Below are 18,437 nucleotides of genomic sequence, written 5' to 3' on the forward strand. Positions count from 1 at the left end.
CCCTAATTAGGGATGAGCCGTAACTTAAAGCGGTGATAATTGTGAGGAGAATCGCGTTCATGATTATCGGAATACTGCTCGTCTCACTTGTCCCGGCAGTCGGCGGGGTTAGTTCCGAGACCGTCTCGGCATCAACGAGAGCAAACGGACTGCTCCTTGCACTGGACCGGCTCGCCAACTACACCCATTCCGTCAACTGCACCTCCGAGCAGGCTGATGCCCTTCGCGAAAAGGCCTGGGAGCTGTACAGGGCAGGGAACTACAACGAGAGTGCCGAGGAAGCGCTTAGGGCAATGGACCTGTACCGCTCCGCGCTCGAATACTGCAAAACAGCGGGGGAGGAGAACATGACGCAGGACTGGGTCTCGGTCGCTGAGACTGAGCTGGCAATCACAGCGAACGTCCTTGAGTATGCCAAGAAACTCATCGATTCGGGAGAACTCAGCGGAAGGGACCTTGAGAGTGTTGAGGTCGAGTACAACCAAACACTCAAGGTGTACGAGGGGCTTAAGGAGAGCCTCGCTGAGAACGATACTCAGGACCTTCCCCACAAGGTGGCTTTCCTGCGTACATCCCGGGAAGGGCTTGAACGGGCAATCAAACTTGCCGTGGGGGATTCCCTCAGGAAAACCGCCCCAAAGATGGCTGAAATCCAGCTCCGTATGCTCGACGAGCTCGTTGAACGTGGCAGGTTAAATGAAACGGAGGCAATAACACTAAAAGAGCAGATTCTGGAGGCTATTCAGACTGGGAATTCCGGTGAGGTTTTAAAGGTCCTGCGGGACGTGGATAAGGTTCTCTCAAAGACCCTCAGGGGACACAGGCGCGGAAAGAAAGAGAAGCCTCATCCGGAGGTCTCTCCCAACAACCAGACGAGTTCGGGGATGACCCAAACTCCCGAGAAGAACGAGACCAGCACCCACCGCGGCAGGGGATAGGGGTGAAGCCGGTGAAAAGGTGCCCGATGCTTTTGATTGTGGTTCTCCTGCTCGCCCCTCACGTGGCTGCCCAATCAATAAAATCGGTTGAAGTTTCAGTCTACACAAGCGGTTACGCTAAGGTTACCGAAGTTCTCACCCCTCCAAACTACTCCGTGGCCGTCGAGGTGCCCCTTCTAAGCGAGAACGTTACAGGCCTCTCCGTTCTGGACGAGAACGGAAAACCGCTCCTCTTTGAGAAGAACGGGAGCGTTCTAACGGTTTACGTCCTCAACTCAACCACCCGGATAACCGTTACCTACTTCACCGACTCCCTGACTTCAAAGGAGGGAAAGGTCTGGAACCTGACCTACAGCTTCCCGTACCCCGTTACAATCAAGCTCCCGCCCGGTGCCGTTGTTGTTGATTTGAGCGACGTTCCCCTCACGATAACCTCGAACTCGATAACGATGCCCCCGGGCAACCAGAGCGTCTCCTACATTCTCCCGCCCCCGACGACATCAACGACGTCATCCCCCTCGCCCACTCAAACACCCACCACGACCACCACGTCGAGCACGTCATCAACGTCCCCGAGCACGACCTCAAGCACATCCTCACCAGTAGCAACTCCCTCAACGAGCACCACCCCCAGCGAGCCGAGCACTCCCGCGTCCTCCGGCGGAAGGAACATGCTCCCGATAATCGGCTTCCTGGCGGTCGTGGGCATTCCCGCGGTTGCATACTGGGCGAGGAACAGGAAACACCCGGGAGGTCTTCCAATCTCAAAGGACGAGCTCAAGGAAAAGCTTGAAGCGATGGGTCTTACCGACGAGGAAATCAACGCGCTCCTCTACGTCTACGACCAGGGCGGAAAGGCCAAGCAGGCCGACGTCAGGAAGGCACTCGGGATTCCGAAGACGACTGCCTGGAGGATGTTCAAGCGCCTCGAGGAGAGGGGCCTCGTGCGTGTCTATAAGAGGGGGAAGGAGAACTGGGTGGAGCTGGTACTTTAAGGTGCCGGCCTCTCTGGAACCTTTCTGCTTTTATGAAAAGTTGTTGGCCGAGTATAATACCCGCACCATAACTTTTGTCGTTGACCTTCAGAAGCACAATAACCGTCTAAAGAGTGGATTTGAAGAGTGAAGAGCACAAACAAAAGGAGGGAAAAAGTTCACCTAATCCTCGCGCCGAGCTTTACCTCCTTGTCGGGCATCAGTAAAGCCACGTTCTCGCCGTCATCAGCGGCCAGAAGCATTCCCTGGCTCTCGACACCACGGAGCTTCTTGGGCTCGAGGTTCGCTATGATGACGACGGTCTTGTTGAGGAGCTCTTCCGGCTTGTAGTACTTCTTAAGGCCAGCCACCAGCTGTCTGACCTCGTCTCCGAGGTCGACCTTCACCACGTAGAGCCTGTCGGCGTTCGGGTGGTCCTTGACCTCGATTATCTTTCCAACGCGGAGGTCGAGCTTCGCGAAGTCGTCAAAGCTGACGTAGTACATCTTTCCACCCTCCTTTTTCTTCACCTTCTCCTTCTTCGAGGCCTTCCCGGGCTTTTCGGACTTGACCTCGAGTTCCTCGCCGTAGACGCTCTTAAGGATTGCGAAAGCTTCCTCCCTGTTCTTGAAGCGCTCAAGGGCGACCTTCACGACATCGTCGCGCTTGTAGTACTTGTCGAGGAGTACCCTCGCGCTCTCCGGGTTTCCGCGCGCTATGTAGTTGAGGATGAAGTAGATGATGTCCTCGTCGGTGACCTTCCTGAACATCGGAGTTGCCTTCCTGACACGGTGGCCCGCTGGAATCTCGGTGAACTCCCAGCGCTTGAGCTCCTCAAGGTTGAGCAGGTGCCATATCTTCTCGCCGGCATCGGGCAGGAACGGCTCAAGGAGGATTCCTAGGGCCTTAACTATCTGGAGCGAGACGTTCACGGTGGTTGCAGTCCTCTCGCGGTCGGTCTTTGCCGTCTTCCAGGGCCTCTGGTGGTCGAAGTAGCGGTTGCCGAATATTGCCAGCTCCATGACGCGCCTGAGCGCGTCCTTGAAGCGGTACTGGCTTATAAGCTCGCCGACCTCCTCGAAGGCCTTCTGGATTTCTTCGAAAGCCTGTTTGTCCAGCTCGTTGAGCTCGCCCCTCTCCGGCACGATCCCGTCAAAGTAGCGGTTCACGAAGGTGAGCGCACGGTGAACGAAGTTGCCGAGGTTGTTCACCAGCTCCTCGTTTATCTTCACCTTGAAGTCGGCGAAGCTGAAGTCGCTGTCGCGAGTTTCGGGCATTATCGCGGTGAGGTAGTAGCGCAGATAGTCGGCTGGGAATGCATCTAAGAACTCGTGCACCCAGATTGCCCAGTTCCTGCTCGTTGAGAACTTCTTGCCCTCGAGGTTGAGGTACTCGTTGGCGGGGATGTCGTAGGGCAGGTTCCAGTCAGCCTCGACTTCCTCGTCCTTATACTTGCCGTGGGCCATCAGGAACGCCGGCCAGAATATCGCGTGGAAGGGTATGTTGTCCTTGCCGATGAAGTGTATAACCTTCGTCTCGCCGTCGAGGTTGAGCCAGAACTTCTTCCACTCCTTCTCCTTTCCGGCGCGCTTGAGGGCCTCGATGGTTATGGAGATGTAGCCTATCGGGGCCTCGAACCAGACGTAGAGGACTTTCCCTTTAACGTCCTCGTCGTCGAGCGGGACCGGGATTCCCCAGTCGAGGTCGCGCGTTATGGCCCTCTCCTCCAGCCCCTCGTTAATCCAGCCGAGAACGGTGTTCTTGACGTTTGGTTTCCAGTGCTGGCTTTCGACCCACTTTTTCAGTTTCTCCTCGAAGTCCCCCATCTTGATGTAGTAGTGGGCCGAGTCCTTGAACGTTATCGGGTTGCCGCAGATGTTACAGCGCGGGTTGATTAGGATTTCCGGCGTTAAGGGCCTTCCGCAGACCTCACACTGGTCGCCACGCTGGTTTTCGGCACCGCAGTAGGGGCAGGTTCCGATGACGTAGCGGTCCGGGAGAAACATCTTGTCGTGCTCGCAGTAGGCCTGCTTGGTGACCTTCTTGACGAGGTGGCCGTTTTCAAGGGCCTTGAGGAAGAACTCCTGGCTTATCCTGTAGTGCACCGGTAGCTCGGTCCTGCCGAAGTAGTCGAAGCTTATCTTTGCCCGCCCGAAGGTCGTCTTTATGTGCTCGTGGAACTCGTCGACGATTTCCCTCGGGCTTCTGCCTTCCTTGAGCGCGCGGAAGGTTATCGGAGTTCCGTGCTCGTCGGTTCCGCAGATGAAAAGCACTTCCTCGCCCTTCAGTCTGAGATAGCGAACGAATATATCTGCCGGGAGATACGCTCCCGCCAGGTGGCCCGCGTGAATCGGCCCGTTCGCGTAAGGGAGTGCCGAGGTTACCATGTAGCGCACCATTTCAACCACCGATGGCCGTTGTTCCCGGCGCTTATAAGACCTGCGGGTTTTAAACATTACGATGGGTTATTAAGTTGTTGGAGAAATATGTATGGTTTGATATAAAATCTGCCTGCACTTTCCTCCGGGCCACCACGATGAGAAAGGGCCAAGACCCGAAAGGCCCCTTTAAAAGGGAAAACTCGAAAAGAGAGAGCCAGAGGGACGGCTGGAAATCGAATTTTACAAATTCAAGAATGGGACATAATGTTTCAAATTTTCTATCAAATGTCACGAAATTTTTTCGGAAAGTGCAATAACGCCCGCAGAGCCGTTTTTTCAGGAGGAACCCCATTGAAATCCGATTATTTACTCGAATAAACGAAGAAGATGGTTTAAACAGAAATTAGAGAGATTTCTAGTGCTTGAAAATCGCAAAGGGTCCCTACAATGTGGCGTCTAAACCTGTTTCGACTTATGTGGGGGCTCCCCTTAGGTAGCGCGATGTTGCCCCGATGAGAGGATATTTCCAGAAAGGCTTAAATATTGGGAGGTCCTTCTCCTTCTGTTGGGCGAAAGAATGAATTTCGCGCCCTGTTGCAATAAGACTCGAGGAGAATTGAAAGTACCAGTTGGCTACACGCTCAACAGGGGCACCCTTGTTGCAATAAGACTCGAGGAGAATTGAAAGGAGATTCTTAATCCTCCTCCCATACACCGTGGCCTTTTGTTGCAATAAGACTCGAGGAGAATTGAAAGCTGAAGTCCTCGGCGGTTATGTAGAAAGCGAGGTAGTGTTGCAATAAGACTCGAGGAGAATTGAAAGATGCCCAAAAGGTCTTTGGCTTCGTCCACCGCGCTTGTTGCAATAAGACTCGAGGAGAATTGAAAGTCGTCAAGGAGTCTAACAATATCCTCCAGCTTCTCAAGGTTGCAATAAGACTCGAGGAGAATTGAAAGCTTATTGCTTGGGCTGAGCGTATTATTGCTGATTAGGGTTGCAATAAGACTCGAGGAGAATTGAAAGCTGAAGAAGGGACGGGAACTTATAGAGATGATTAGGCGTTGCAATAAGACTCGAGGAGAATTGAAAGTCCGCCGGTTCATTACTCCCCGCCACTCACGGACGGGGTTGCAATAAGACTCGAGGAGAATTGAAAGGTGGGCATATGCCGGCCACAACGCTGGTCCTGGAGTAATACTTAGGTTGCAATAAGACTCGAGGAGAATTGAAAGAACGCTGTGAGTGAAAGCGACCCCAACAAGGTGTTCTGTTGCAATAAGACTCGAGGAGAATTGAAAGCACCTCCTCGTCCCCCAAGAGATCCCCCAAGAGAGACGTTGCAATAAGACTCGAGGAGAATTGAAAGAAAGCGGGATAACCTCATTAACCACCGCACGCGGGAAGGTTGCAATAAGACTCGAGGAGAATTGAAAGCGCTCTTCGTTATGCCTTCATCTCCCACCTGACCAAAGTTGCAATAAGACTCGAGGAGAATTGAAAGAGGCCATTGCGCAGGCGCAGCAGACTCATCAGAACGTGTTGCAATAAGACTCGAGGAGAATTGAAAGGCGGTTACGTGGTTCAGGAAGCCATACCAGTTGGCTGTTGCAATAAGACTCGAGGAGAATTGAAAGCTTTTTTGTGTAGTTCTGGTTGAGGAAACCGTTTCCTGTGTTGCAATAAGACTCGAGGAGAATTGAAAGGGGTGGGACGTCTACTATTACTCCTCTCGCAATCGAACAAGTTGCAATAAGACTCGAGGAGAATTGAAAGCTCTGGGTAAGGTAATCTTTTGTTCCCGAGAAGTGTGGGTTGCAATAAGACTCGAGGAGAATTGAAAGCTTTTGGACCCTCGCGAGCCTCCTCGAAGGTGCTCCGTTGCAATAAGACTCGAGGAGAATTGAAAGCTTCACACGGGAACCCGTAGTTTACATAGTAGAAGAGAGGTTGCAATAAGACTCGAGGAGAATTGAAAGAAAGAAAACCGACGACATCACGAAAGCCGTCCGCTTAAAGGTTGCAATAAGACTCGAGGAGAATTGAAAGGAGAAATCTGAGGTAATGCTAATGACCGCAGTCTTAAGTTGCAATAAGACTCGAGGAGAATTGAAAGAGGTGAGTGCCGTTCTGAGAGTAAAAATTGAAAGTCAGGTTGCAATAAGACTCGAGGAGAATTGAAAGATCCCTGATACGTGCGGCAAGTTCCCAGCGAAGGCCGGGCTGCAATAAGACTCTAGGAGAATTGAAAGTCGTCATAGAAGACTTTGACCTTGTAGTAGACGGTAGCTGCAATAAGACTCTAGGAGAATTGAAAGGAGGTCGACCCCAAGTAGGTTGGTGGAGGGGTTTGAAAGGTTGCAATGAGACCTTAAAAGAACTTGGTTTGAAAAAACTAAAAGGCTGGGAGCTGTTAGCTGCTCTAGCAAGTGTTCACTGGCTGAAGCGCTCTTCGATGTATTCTCTTATGAGGTTCTTCGTCGCGAGAAGGCCCTTGACGTGCGTTCTCTCCATCCCGTGGCTCGCGTGGACGCCGGGTCCAATGAGTGCAACGCGGAAGTCCCAGCCGGCCCTTAAGGCGGCAGAGCCATCCGAGCCGTAGTAGGGAAACACGTCGACAACGTAAGGAATCCCTTTCTTCTCCGCCAGTTCGATGAGTGTTGTCGTCATCTCGTAGTCGTAGGGCCCACTCGAGTCCTTCGCCGCTATCGAGACCGCCGTTTCCTTTCCATAAACTCCTTCGCCGACGACGCCCATGTCGACGACGAGAAGCTCCCTTGTTGTTGGCGGATAGCCAGCGGAACCTCCGTGGCCGACCTCCTCGTAGGGCGAGAAGAAGAACGCCATCGGAAGCTTTTCGAGCTCGTCCGCCAGCTCGAGGAGAAGGTCAATCATGACCGCAACGCTCGCCTTGTCGTCAAGGAAGTGAGCCTTAACGAAGCCGTTCACGTACTCGAACTTGGGGTCAAAGGCTATGAAGTCGCCGGGCCTTATACCGAGCTTCTCAGTATCCCCCTTCTTCTCTACCTCGGCATCAAGGCGGATGTACATGTTCTCCTCCTTGCGCTCCTTCTTGCTCGCGTCCTTGTTAACATGGACGCTCGGATTCTTGAGGAGAAGCGTTCCGCGGTAGCGCTTCCCAGAGCGGGTTATTATCGTGCAGTACTCTCCCTCGAACGTTGGCAGAAGCAGCCCCCCAACCCGAGTGAAACTCAAGTGTCCATCAGGAAGAATGCCTCTGACCATGGCGCCGAGTGTGTCCACGTGGCCCGCTATGACAAGCTCCGGCTCCGGGTGATTGTAGGCAAGAAGGGCACCTTTGGTTGTGTAGTGGGTCTTTATTCCGGCTTCGTCCAGCTTTCTCTCAATGTGTGTGAGGACCTCTTTCGTGTATCCAGTTGGGGATGGAATCTCCAGAATCTCCCTCAGAATCTCGACGACGCGCTCCATCTGAACCACCATTAAAAGAGAAATCGAAAGGGATAAAAACTTATCTCAAAACACCCAGAGCCTTGCTTCCTTGTACTCCCTAAAGGGCAGGGTCTGGAGCTTGGGCTTTACCTTCTCGAAGGTTTCAGTGGCAACATAGAACCTCACCGAGCCGTTCGGGGCCTTAAGCTCGACTGGAGTTTGTCCGTTGGCCTCGTTGCCGAGGAAGCCCTTTCCGCGCTTGACCGAGGTCTCTTCAATTCTCGCCACGAAGCTCCTCGCGCTCTCCTTTGCGTACTCATCAGCGCGTCCGACGAAGTCCTTTGGAAGTTCGAGGGAGGAGAGGTACCTCTCTACTGCCTCCTCGTACTCGGTTCTGGCCCTCGCCGCGGTGTAAATCGAAATGTAGGCTCCCCCGTAAATGAGCCCCCTCTTGAGCGCATCGCCCCACGTTCCCTCCCGCATCCTAATATAGTAAACTTTCTCCCCGATGACCGCCCAGACCCCGAACTTGGGCTTTCCCCTCGCTATCTCCTGAACCGGGACTATCAGCTGGGCTTCCATAGGTCACCACCTCACCTCGAAGTTGTAGAACGAACCATCTGTTCCAAGGCCCAGAATCCGAGTCCACTTTATGTCGGTTCTGTAGTCGAAGGTCAGCCTCACCAGTGGCGCCGGGAGGTACAGGTTCTTCCTGAACGCGAACTCGTAGCCCTGTTTTTGGTCGTTCCAAACATGTTGATACACCGCTAGCGTCCCGTCGCTGAGCGATAGTGCTATAAACTCATCTTGGTCGTTGGCCCCGTAGAGGCCGACTACGCCAGGAACCGTTGCATAGGGCCCCTTCCCCACGCTCACCTTGCCGTCCGAGTAGTCCGGCGCGAGGCCGTAGAGCTTGCCGTTCGAGTATGCTAGTAGCTCGTTGAGGTACCAGTAGTGGTAGGCCCCGATTAGGTCCACGCGGCCATCAATCCGGTAAACGTTTGTGTCGTCCTTGTAGCGTCCGACGGGGTTGGGGAGGATATAGGTGCCCTCGTCGGTTAGAACGACGACGAACTGGTCTGCTATGTAGGGGTTGACCTCCTTTATCCTTCCGGGCAGGCTGTAAACCTTCGGCTCGACCGTTACGTTCGCTTCACCGTTCCACATCTTGGAGGCAGTGTCCGAATCGTAGATGTAAACCCTCAGCTCGCTCCCCTTCCATGCGAAGACCAGGTAGTTCGACCAGAAGCTCTGGGCAACTATTCCAGAGGCGTTGAAGTTGTAAACGGCGTCGCTCATGAAAGTGTACCATTCAATCTCGTCTCCGATGTGCCTTTCCAAACCCATGAGAACGTGGAGCCTCTCCTTCTGGTCCACCATTGCGGCGTAGTCTCCATTTGGAAGAGAGTAGTAGAGCCTCGCCTTCGCGGGGAGCAAGATTAAGTCAACGGCACCCGTGTCGTAGGGGTCGATACTGGGTTTATCGGTCGTTCCGTCGAGGAAGTCTGAGTCCCAGGGGACTATACTGAGAACCTTGTCCCCGTAGACCAGAAAGATGACTGAGTCGTAGCCGTATGGGAAGTAGTACAGTCTGCCCAGCTTTGGTGTTATCTTTATTCCGCGGTAGCTGTGACCTTCCCTGGTGTAGACGAAACCCTCAACGGTGTAGGCGTTCTCGAGGAAGTATTTTAGACTGCCCTCTGAGTTGTTTGATGTCGATGGGGTAGAAGTTGATTGAGTTGAAGTTTCCGTTTCGGTTCCTCCGGAGCCGTTCTCTGTTCCAGAGCCCCCGGAGGTTTCAGAGGTTCCAGTTTCGTTTGAGCTCCCCGGCGTTCCGCCGCCTTGGCCAGTCGTTAGATTGGCGGCGAACTTGTAGTAGTTGCCGTTTTCGTCCCAGAGCACAACCGTTGCGCCAGCGTAGGGGTAGGAGCCTTCAAACCACTTCGCCGCCGCAGGGAGCTCGACGTAGCCCATGCGCTCGAGGCTATTGCTTCCAAGACTGACGTCGTAGAAGACCATCTCCTCTCCTTTAACGGCGGTTACGTCGATGTCGCCCGACCTGACGTACACCTGAACCCTTTCAAAGCCCGTGAGGGGGTAGCTTGCCTTCTCCTTTACCCTTCCTTTGGAGGCCCTCATCACGAGGACGGTGCTTCCGTTGTAGAGCGCCACGTAGTCGTAGTTCTCGCCCGTGTCCAACGACATCTGTCCCGCGCCGGCGGCATCAACCGTTTCGGTGATACCGAGGCTTCCCGGTCCGTCGGCGATGTTGATGATGTAGAGCTTCCCTCCACTCAGGACGTAGATTCCGTCGTCCCCGATGAGAACGTCTTTTATCCCGGAATCAAACGTGAACTCCCGTGCCTGGGGCTTGCTCCCATCCCCGCGGGCGAGTTTTAGCGCCTCCTCTGCGGTCATCCCAATGACGTAGGCCTTGTTTCCACCCCATGCGACGTAGTAGACGTACTCATTGCTTCCGTCTGAGCCGGCAACGACGTTCTCAACTCCCAGCTTCCATGTCTCGTGGACCTTTATCTTCTTGAAGTACGCTATCTTTGGCTTGTCCTCCGGCCACTTCTGGTACTCGTCGGTGTCGTAGGAGATGAAGTGTAGGGTTCCATCGTCTGACACGACGAGTATCGAGCCGGAGGGACCTCCGAGGATGAAGTCCACTCCCTTGACGGGTATCGCGAGGACGATGAATGGGTACGCCTTTAGGGTGCCGTCCTCGTAGGCGTAGGAAAAGCTCTCATCGGCATACTGATAGACGTAGAGATTTCCGCCGGAGTAGAACATCGGGGCGTAGTCAAAGCGCGTGTTGTACGCGTTGCCGTTGCTCACCCACGAGGAACCCTCAACGTAAACCTTTATTCCCACGCCGTTTCCTCTGAACAGCTCGACGTGGCCCAGACTGGCTATTTCCTCAAGACTCGTTACCGTTCCCGAGGGCCCTGTTGAGGTCTCTGCGGTGCCGCTGGAGGTAGTTTGACTTCCGCCGGTTGCCCCGTGGGTGGCCGATGAGGAGGTTGCAATCGCCGTTCCGCCTTCACTTGATGTGGGCTTCTCCGTCGTTCCCCCCATACAACCGGCCACCAGTACAACGGCGACCATTGCCAGCACGAGGAGAACCTTTCTCATACAACACACCTCCAGAGATACGACAAGGGCCGGCTAGCCCACAATCAGGCCCTCCTTCTCAAGCATTTTCTCGTAGTTGGCCTCGGTCATACGAATCTTGACCTTGTCCCCCTCCCAGAAAGTTAGCTTCTTTCTTTCGATGGTGTCCTCCCTGCGGTAGTCGAACCATCCCCTATCCTCCTCTTCCTCTTCGTATTCATCGTAGGGCTCTGTTTCCCGGTAGCACTCCACGAGGATTTTCTTTTTCCTAGACTTCCGGAGTATCCCGACCTCGACCTCTTTGACAGATACGTTCTCGATGATGAACCAGTCGGAGGTATTGTATTTCCCGCCGTAGCCGCTCTGGGCTTCAATTTCAATGCCATAGTGTTTGAGCTTCTCCCACTTCTCTGCGAGCTCTTCTGCTCGTATTTTGAAGGTCTTGTGGCGTATTGACTTGACAAAACTTGAAGCGGCGCTCTTTAGGGAATCCATAAACCCCATTTAACTCACCCCGGCAATTCCCCAAGCCAGCTTTTCAAACTGAAAAAGCTCAATCTCAAGATTTGGACGCGGTCAGCAAAGCCGCCGCAAAATGCGACGACCTCAACGGTTGCAGAAAACATTTCGTTCCATTTGTAAAACCAACGGACGAAACGACAGGACGTCCCCACCTCCAGAAAGTTCATAGCCGGAGGAAACGCCCCCACGAGAAGGCCAAGAAGGGCGGCTTCGGTTCCCCACCACCGGCTGGCTTGAAGTGTCCGCTGGTACTGAGGTTCATGGTGGCTGTTGGCACCCAGGGGAACCATTGAACCTGTGAACGCGGTGGGGTGAACCTCTGGAAGCCTTGGCTTTGATTCCTCGTCAATCCGGGATTTTAAAAGCTCATCGGATGGACGTTCAAGAAACTTAATGAGAATGGATTCGGGGTCGGGACTATCCTCGTCGTTTCTTGGAATCACCTCGCGCCCCGGCTCCCTGATGCATCCAGCGTAAACCGCTCCAGCGACGGCCCCGAGAACAATCAAAAGGGCGACCGCCACTGCGAGTACCTTCCTCATGGGGGACCCTCCAAAGAACCGAAAGGGTGCCCAAGCATGCATTAACCAAACTTGGCGCTAGGGATATATTATCCTTTCCTTAGGGCACCCTAATTCTCAAATCAGAAAGCGCAGGGCGACGAAGAGCCCGATGACGATGAGCGTGAGCACGAAGGTTACGCTTATCGCTTCCTCAGCCTTTAGCCGGTATTGAGCCAGAATCGCGTTGGCCGCTATTGCCGGGGGCATGCTCGCCTCGACGAGAACCGAGTAGAAGACTTCAGGTCTGGCCCAGCGGAGGGTGAGGAAAACGAAGGCGAAAGGAATCGCAATCCTGAAGGTTCCGACCTCTAGGAGCTTTCTGACGTCGAAGGCCCTCAGCGTTATCCTCGAGCCGAAGTAGATGAGGAGGAGCGGTATGCTGAGCCAGCCGATTGTTTTTACCGGCTCGATGATTCCGGCGGGGAGCTTTACCCCCGCGATAACGAGTGCCAAGGCGAGAAGGTTCGCCAGCGTCGGCGGGAACTTGAGGGCCTTCAGAAAGCTCTCCCTGACGCTCGCGCCACCGCTGGAGTAGTGTGCCGCTATGAAAGTCACAATCGGTATGACTATCATCGAGTTGGTCGTCGAGTAGAGTATCGCCGGCGTTATGTCGCTGAGGAAGAGGCTCGCCATTGGAAAGCCCAGCGCGGCCGTGTTTGGATAAACCGAGAGCACCATCAGTGCGCCGGCCCAAGGGTCGTCTTTGAGCTTAAAGCGGCCGTAGAGGTAGGATGAAAAGAGGGTCATGCTGATTACGAGGAAGACGTAGAGGAAGACCGTCTTTATTCTGAGGAGATAGGACAAATCCTTGCTCGCGACGTTGCCAAAGACGAAGAGTGCAAGGAGGACGTCGTTTATGAGAACTCGAAGGCAATCGAAAGGTTTCTCTGATTTAATCAGCCTTTTGAGAACGTAGCCCAGAGCAATGAGCGCGAGCATCTCGGCGATGTTCATGGTGAAAGCTCCGACTTAGCGTTTAAAAGGGTGTCGAAGCCGTAACTTAAAATCCTCCAAGGATTGTGCTGAGCCTGTTTCGAGATTTTCTACAGGGACTGGAGGTATTCAGCGGGTGTGGTTATTCTGTATTTGGGAATCTCGCCGTTTAGCCTAAGGATGTTTGAGTCCCACGTTAAAAGAGCATCAAGTCCCATTTCAACGCAGTTGGCCAGTATTATGGCGTCTCCGGGAAGGAGACCATAACTCTCAATGAGTCCCTCCGCCTCCCACAACGTGTGTTCACTTATGAGGGAGTAATTGAGAACTTCAAACAGCCTGAGAGCTGGCTTTAGAGCAGGTGATGATTTAACAACAAGCTCCGGCTTCTTTTTGAGTGTGAACGGCCTTTCACCGGTCTCATTTCGAATGATTAGGTACAGAACCTCGGAATAAACGATGTCGTTGTAATACGGCTCCGTGAGAGCGAGAAGCTCGGAGATATTCCACTCACCGAAAAGATGCTTCAGTATAACGTTAGAATCAAGCATCACACGGTCCATGCCTCATCGGCCTCGGCGATAAGCTCGTCGGTGTTTCTCTTCGGCTTGAGAGTTCCAAAGGTCTCGTTGGCGACCTTCAGCCTCTTCAGCGCCCGTTCTATAGCGAGCTTTGCGAGCCTTTCATCTACTCCGTCCGGTATTTTCACAACTATCTCACTCATATGTGGGAGTAATCTCCAGACGATAATAAACCTTTCGCGTGGATTCTTGCCAAACGTCCGTTCACGAAACAAAACGAGAAACGGAATGGGCAAAACCAAAAAGAAAAGGGGTTGGGGGTCACTTCTTCTCCTTCTTCTCGGCCTTGTGGAGTGGCCACCAGGCCTTCTCGCCGAAGAGGCTCATCATGGCCGGGCCGAGGAAGTACACGGCGAGCGTTGCCGTTATGAGCACTCCAGCGGCCAACGCGAATCCTATCTCCCTCGTTCCCCAAGTCGAGCTGGTCATCAGCGCCCCGTAGGTCGTCGCCAGCACCGCCGCGAGGCCGATGACGACGAGGTCCATGCTTCCTGCCGCGACTATGAGGGCCTCCTTCGGCGAACGGCGCTCGAACTCATCGCGGGCTTTGACGAGGTAGAAGCTGTTGTAGTCTATGCCGACTCCCATGAGCACGATGAAGACCATCAAGGGCAGGAACCACATGATTTCCTGGCCGAAGACCTTCTGGAAGAGCCACGTGGATATCGCTATGCTGAGGAGCACTCCGGTGCCGATTGTGGCCATCGTCGAGATGACCGCCGGAATTCCCCTGAGCGTCGGTATGAGGGACAGGAACATCAGCACGAGCGCCACTGGGAAGATTCTGTGCCAGAATATGTTGTTTATGAGGTTGCTGAGGTCGAGGTCCAAAGCGGCTCCACCGCCGACCATGCCCTTGGCTATCTTTCCGCTGGATTCGTAGCCTTTTATGAGGTCCCTAATCCCCTTGACCATCTGATGGGCTGGCTTCGTCGTTGCCTCGTACTTGCTGACGACCTCTATGAGCACCATGTTTCCAGTTGTCGAGATGTACTTGTCCCCGCCGATGGCCTTGAGCTTGTCAAGGCTCGCGTTGACCGGCTTTCCGAAGGGCTGGGTCACGGTGTAGACGTACTTGACGCCGTCAATCTTCTCGATGTCCCTGACAATCTGGTTGATTGTCGCGAGGTCCTTATCGGTAACCGGGTGGTTGAACTTGATGAGGACGTAGGTTGCGCCCATGACGTCGGCTCCAAGCTTGCTCTGGCTCACCTCAAGGAAGTGGTAGGTCTCGCTGTCCTTCGGGAGGAAGAGCTTGACGTCATGGGTTCCGTTGAAGTTGGCGAAGGCGTAAACGGCCGGCGCGAGCAGGAGCAGGAATATGAGTATGACCGCCTTGGCGTGTTTGATTGACCACTTGGCGATTCTGCTCTCCTCGTGCACGTTGGTTTCCTGAACGTGCCTGATGTGCCTCGGCCACCAGAATATCGGCTTGTCGCCTATGAGGGCCGTTATGGCCGGGATGAAGGTGAGGCTCGCGATGAGAACGACTATAACGGCCACTGGGGCTATGATACCCATCTGCTTGAATATCGGGAACTCCCAGGCGAGTATGAAGCTCGCGAAGGCTATGATGTCGGTTGAGGCGCTCGCGAGGACGGCATCCTTAGCCCTCTTCAGCGCCTCGCTCGCGGCCTTGTTGTGGTCGTAGCCCTCAGCGAGGTACTCCTTAAAGCGGTGCAGGTAGTAGGTTGAGTAGTCTATTCCCAGTCCGAGGGCCGTCGTCACGGTAATCATCTGGGCCCAGCTGCCGACGTTGATGATGTCTCCCTTAGCGAGCAGGTAGAGGATTCCAAGGGCGGTTAGTGTTGCCGTCGCGACACCGGTGAACGGCAGGAGCGTCGCGAGAAGCGCAAAGCCGAGGATTATGAAGAGCACTATCAGAGCTCCGGCGAAGCTGAACTTCGTGGTCTTGTTGTTGTCCTCCTTACCGTAGTGTATCATCTCGTAGGTCTGAACAGGCGTTCCGCTGATGTAGGCCTTTGCATCTGGGAAGTACTTCTTCATCTCCTTCAGAAGGACCTCCTTGGCCTTGAGGGTGTTTTCGTACTGGAACTTGCTCTGCTTCTCCAAGTTGCTCACGTTGGCGAGACTCTTTGGAACCATCGTTATCAGCATTGTCGTGTTGTCCGGGCTCTTGAGCATGCCGATGTAACTCTTTGCGAGGCTATAAATGGACGGGTAAATCTGCTCCTCTATCGGCTTAACGTCCTCCTTGGTTATCTTGCTCGGGTCATCCTTGAACTTGAAGGCTATATCAACGAGCTCGTTAGCGTTTACGTTTATCTGAACTCCGAGGTTGATTTCCTTAACGAACTTCTCGACGAGCTTCGCGGTCTTCTCCTTTACTATGGCCTCAATGTCGGAGTCGGTCGCGGGGTAATCCTTCGCAACGGCGAGCATTATCTCCTTCAGGGTTTCCTTGACATCGGCGGGGGCGTTAATCTTGGACAGCTTCTCGTTGACGCCATTCTCGAAGAGTTCGTAAGCTATCGTATAGGCGTCTTTTCCGGCGTAAATCTCGTCAACAACCTTTCCGAGGTCTATCGGCGCGTTTCCGGCGAGGCTCTCGATAATCTCCTTAACGGCGTCCTTCACACCGACTCCCTTCGCGAGCTCCTCGGGGTTCTTGAGAACAACGCTAACAATGGTCTCAGCGGTTTTCTCGTTCCTGAGCTTCTCGGCGGTCTTCTGAATTAAGATTTCCTTAGCTATCGGCGCGACGTTTCCGTTGGAATCGTAGACCTCGCTTATGACGCTCTCGGGGAGCTCAACTCCCCTCTCCTTAACAAGCTCCGTGAGCAGTGAAACGGTTGCCTTCTTCAGCAAAGCCGGGTTCTTCGCCAGAACGCCGGTGGCGTTGGCATCGAAGGCAACGACCGTCTTTGCAATCGGTTTGGCCAGAGGCTTCTGTTCTGCTGGAAGCTTCTCAGCCAGTGCCCCGGCGAGGAGGTTCTCCTCAAGCTCCTTAGTCGGGCCGTAGACGAGGAGCGTCCTCAGGACCTCGTCGGCGTTGGGCATTTTAAGGAGCGGACTGCCAGCCATAAGGGCCTTCGCGACCTCGATTGTGGCGTTCTCAACGGCCAGAGCGCTTGGGTTTCTTCCGAGGCTTATCGAGACGTTTACGATGTAAGCAAGGGTCTTTGCGGGAACCTCGCCAAAGCCTGGGACGCTATAGCTTCCACCTGCCATCTCAATTACTGTCGGCAGGTTCTTTAGGGCGTTGCTCGCTATATTCTCAACTGGCTCCACCGCGTTCTCGCCGAGCTGAATCAGGGCGTAGTTGTTTCCAGCCTGCTTATCAAATGCAAGAATCCCCCTGTAAAACGCAACCGAGTAAGCCTCCGCGAGGCTCTTCTGCATTGGGTCGCTTATCTGGCTCAGAACCATGGCCTTCGTGACGTTGGCAAGGAGCGCGTCGGTTATGGCCGCCGTCCCGTAGGCGGAGTAGACCTGATAAGTCGCGTTGTAGACCGCGTAGACGAACTCAACGGGAACACTGAGCTTGGTCGCTATGGCCTGAGCAGTCATTTCGTTGAGTCCGCTCTGATAGGCTCCCGCCTGAACGAGTGCACCGTAGGTTCCGAGGACGCCAAGGTAGGTCTTCGCGTAGGCGTCGCTCAGGTTGTAGAGGCCAACGTTGAGGCTCGCTATCGTAGAGTTCAGGTTTTTCAGCTGCTCACTCGCCGTTGTGAGGTTCTGGTGAAGCCCGACGTAGGCAAGGTCAGTCTGGTTAAGCGCCTTCCTGAGGGCGAGGCTCTGGTTGTAGAGGGTCGTTAAGTTGGCCTCGAGCGCAAGGTACGCCCTCGCCAGGTCCGGAACGGTATCGTTGAGGACCTTCACTTGGTTGGTGAGGTTCTCCACCTGGAGCACGGTCATTCTGTAGGCGTTGCTTGCGTTGAGGGCGGCGTTGTAGAATATTCCGGTGAGGTTGGCGGTTGTCTTCGTTAGGTTGAGCGCTATCTCGTAGGACTTATTGTGGAGCAGGTCGATGGCATCGTAGTATGACGTGAAATTGCTCCCATAGGGCTTCGCCTCGGTCTTAAATCTTTCGTAGGCTTCCTTTGCCTTCGGACTGCCAACGTTTATATTGGTCACTATTATGTACGTCATATTGTCGTTCTGTGAGAATCCCGGGAAGTATTTTGTCATATTGTTCTGAACCTCTATGCTCTCCACGTGCTTGGGCATGAACTGACTCATGCTGTAGTTGGTGACGTTGCTGAGCTTCATCGCCAGCGGTGTCGCGAGCACTATGACAACTATCCACACCGCGACGATGAGCTTTGCGTGCTTCACAACCCACTCGTTCCACGCCATGATAACCACCTATGTTGCCTTTCAACACTTCTTTTTTAAACATGTCTATTTTCGACATGTCATGTGAGGGAATAGTTTATAAAGGTTTTTGGTCATCCACATGTTAGGGGTGGTTACGACGGAGTTTGAGAGGAAAATTATAAAGGGTCTATTCACAGTTCCGCTGAAGAACATAATCCTCGTCATCGTTGGACTGAAGGGGGAAACCCACGGCTATGAGATACTCAAGGAGCTGGAGAAGTTCACGGTTGGAATCTGGAAGCCGAGCCACAGCAACCTCTACACGCTCCTCAACAAGATGGTGGAGGAAGGTCTCCTAGAACCGAGGGAGGAGTACCGCGGTAAGGTGAGGCGCGTAAAGTACAGGCTCACGGACAAAGGGTGGGAGTACCTGAGGACGTCGAACGACTTAGCTCTGCGCTCCCTCTACACCGCGATAAGCTACCATGAGAGGCTCAAAAAGAAAATTGAAAACATGGGGAGGGAGAGGAAAATTGACAAGGAAACACTGAAGGAGTACCTCGAGCTTCTAAAACAGATTAGGGACCTTCTCGACGATGAAATAAAGGCTGTTGAGTCGCGGCTCGAGTGAGTTTCACAATCCGAGCCGCCCAGTCCCTTCTTCGACATAACCGATAAACTTTTATATACCTTCATCGCTAGTTGAGTACAGAAAATTGTACTACAAAAGTCTGTACC

The 18,437-nt window shown here is 53.7% G+C and carries 13 protein-coding genes and 1 CRISPR repeat array; of the genes, 3 read left to right on the plus strand and 10 right to left on the minus strand.

Features of this window, described 5'->3' with window-relative positions; translation table 11 throughout:
* Nucleotides 1–41: 41 nt before the first annotated feature.
* Both CS910_RS06930 and CS910_RS12055 read left to right on the plus strand, forming a co-directional pair.
* Nucleotides 42–938 carry a hypothetical protein gene (locus CS910_RS06930; protein WP_099210603.1) on the plus strand — a complete coding sequence of 299 codons (897 nt, stop codon included), beginning with the start codon at nucleotides 42–44 and terminating at the stop codon, nucleotides 936–938.
* A gap of 2 nt (nucleotides 939–940) precedes the next feature.
* Nucleotides 941–1,933, plus strand: coding sequence for a helix-turn-helix transcriptional regulator (locus CS910_RS12055; protein ID WP_223211939.1), 993 nt, complete (start codon nucleotides 941–943; stop codon nucleotides 1,931–1,933).
* 158 nt (nucleotides 1,934–2,091) lie between these two features.
* Here CS910_RS12055 and metG read toward each other — a convergent pair whose 3' ends face one another.
* The 10 genes from metG to CS910_RS06980 form a co-directional block, all read right to left on the minus strand.
* Nucleotides 2,092–4,311: a methionine--tRNA ligase gene (gene metG / locus CS910_RS06940; protein WP_099210605.1), complete on the minus strand. Its 2,220-nt coding sequence runs from the start codon at nucleotides 4,309–4,311 to the stop codon at nucleotides 2,092–2,094.
* Nucleotides 4,312–4,886: 575 nt separating this feature from the next.
* A CRISPR array of direct repeats spans nucleotides 4,887–6,609; the repeat unit is 30 nt; unit sequence GTTGCAATAAGACTCGAGGAGAATTGAAAG.
* A gap of 115 nt (nucleotides 6,610–6,724) precedes the next feature.
* On the minus strand, nucleotides 6,725–7,741 hold the full coding sequence (locus CS910_RS06945; RefSeq protein ID WP_099210607.1) for a M42 family metallopeptidase: 1,017 nt from the start codon (nucleotides 7,739–7,741) through the stop codon (nucleotides 6,725–6,727).
* A gap of 45 nt (nucleotides 7,742–7,786) precedes the next feature.
* Nucleotides 7,787–8,284: a hypothetical protein gene (locus tag CS910_RS06950; RefSeq protein ID WP_099210609.1), complete on the minus strand. Its 498-nt coding sequence runs from the start codon at nucleotides 8,282–8,284 to the stop codon at nucleotides 7,787–7,789.
* 3 nt (nucleotides 8,285–8,287) lie between these two features.
* A complete protein-coding gene (locus CS910_RS06955; RefSeq protein WP_099210611.1) occupies nucleotides 8,288–10,840 on the minus strand; it encodes a hypothetical protein in 2,553 nt (850 codons plus the stop codon).
* Between the two features lie 33 nt (nucleotides 10,841–10,873).
* Nucleotides 10,874–11,323, minus strand: a complete 450-nt coding sequence (locus CS910_RS06960) for a hypothetical protein (protein ID WP_099210613.1) — start codon at nucleotides 11,321–11,323, stop codon at nucleotides 10,874–10,876.
* Nucleotides 11,324–11,328: 5 nt separating this feature from the next.
* Entirely contained in the window at nucleotides 11,329–11,883 is a 555-nt protein-coding gene (locus CS910_RS06965; protein WP_099210615.1) for a hypothetical protein, read from the minus strand.
* A gap of 96 nt (nucleotides 11,884–11,979) precedes the next feature.
* A complete protein-coding gene (locus CS910_RS06970; protein ID WP_099210617.1) occupies nucleotides 11,980–12,858 on the minus strand; it encodes an AEC family transporter in 879 nt (292 codons plus the stop codon).
* Nucleotides 12,859–12,947: 89 nt separating this feature from the next.
* Nucleotides 12,948–13,400, minus strand: coding sequence for a type II toxin-antitoxin system VapC family toxin (locus CS910_RS06975; RefSeq protein WP_099210619.1), 453 nt, complete (start codon nucleotides 13,398–13,400; stop codon nucleotides 12,948–12,950).
* Nucleotides 13,388–13,561, minus strand: a complete 174-nt coding sequence (locus tag CS910_RS11900) for a hypothetical protein (protein WP_158523821.1) — start codon at nucleotides 13,559–13,561, stop codon at nucleotides 13,388–13,390. Before CS910_RS11900 ends, CS910_RS06975 begins: the two co-directional genes overlap by 13 nt.
* A gap of 118 nt (nucleotides 13,562–13,679) precedes the next feature.
* Complete coding sequence (locus tag CS910_RS06980; RefSeq protein ID WP_099210621.1) at nucleotides 13,680–17,738, minus strand: MMPL family transporter; 4,059 nt, start codon at nucleotides 17,736–17,738, stop codon at nucleotides 13,680–13,682.
* A gap of 100 nt (nucleotides 17,739–17,838) precedes the next feature.
* On the opposite strand from CS910_RS06980, the gene CS910_RS06985 reads away from it, so the two are divergent.
* Nucleotides 17,839–18,330, plus strand: a complete 492-nt coding sequence (locus tag CS910_RS06985; RefSeq protein WP_099210623.1) for a PadR family transcriptional regulator — start codon at nucleotides 17,839–17,841, stop codon at nucleotides 18,328–18,330.
* Nucleotides 18,331–18,437 lie beyond the last annotated feature (107 nt).

Origin of the sequence: Thermococcus henrietii (assembly GCF_900198835.1) — an archaeon.
GTDB lineage: Archaea > Methanobacteriota_B > Thermococci > Thermococcales > Thermococcaceae > Thermococcus > Thermococcus henrietii.